Origin of the sequence: Burkholderia sp. AU45388 (assembly GCF_030481585.1) — a bacterium.
In the GTDB taxonomy this organism is placed as follows: domain Bacteria; phylum Pseudomonadota; class Gammaproteobacteria; order Burkholderiales; family Burkholderiaceae; genus Burkholderia; species Burkholderia sola.
The window spans coordinates 1-904 of the sequence record NZ_JAUJPV010000074.1; the positions used below are offsets into that span (position 1 = coordinate 1).

Annotated in this window: 1 protein-coding gene; it reads right to left on the reverse strand. The window is 67.6% G+C overall.

The window, feature by feature from the left end; genetic code table 11:
* A partial coding sequence (locus QZM72_RS35485; RefSeq protein ID WP_301740442.1) for a nitrate/sulfonate/bicarbonate ABC transporter ATP-binding protein occupies nucleotides 1-904 on the reverse strand: 904 nt, incomplete at both ends.

Below are 904 nucleotides of genomic sequence, written 5' to 3' on the forward strand. Positions count from 1 at the left end.
TGATCCGCGAACATCAGCTTGCGCTCCTGCGTGCCGAATTCCGCGAACACGCGCCCCGGCGGCGTCAGGAACACGTCGCCTTCGCGCACGTCCGCGAAGCCGAGGTACTGCAGCACTTCCGCGATCGGGAACAGGTCGTCGACCTCGAGGTGCAGCGTGCGCGCGATTTCCGGCATGTCCGCGCGGCCGTGGTACGGCGCCATCGCAAGCGTCTCGATCAGGCCGGCCATCAGGTTGGTCGACACCTGCGGCAGCCAGCTACCGAGTTCCAGCCCCTTCTTCGTCGCCTCGCCGGTCTGACGCGCGGTCATCTTCGCGTAGATGTCGTCGACGAGCTTGCGGAACGCCGGGTCGAGACGATTGCGCGGGTGCTTGAACGGCACCTTGATCTCGGCGATCACGCGACCCGGGTTCGACGAGAGCACGAGGATCCGGTCGCACATGAACACCGCTTCCTCGATGTTGTGCGTGACGATCAGCACCGACTTGATCGGCATGCGGCCCTGCGTCCACAGATCGAGCAGGTCGGTACGCAGCGTCTCGGCCGTCAGCACGTCGAGTGCGGAGAACGGCTCGTCCATCAGCAGAATGGTCGGATCGACGACGAGCGCGCGCGCGAAACCGACGCGCTGGCGCATCCCGCCCGACAGCTCGCGCGGGTACGCGTTCTCGAAACCGTCGAGACCGATCAGGTCGATCGCGGCCAACGCACGCTCGCGCCGCTCGCGCGCGCCGACGCCGAGTGCCTCCAGCCCGGCTTCCACGTTCTGCAGCACGGTGAGCCACGGGAACAGCGCGAAGGTCTGGAACACCATCGCGACGCCCTCGGCCGGGCCGCGCAGCGGCTTGCCGAGATAGGTCACCTCGCCGCCGGTCGGCTCGATCAGCCCGGCGATGATGCGCA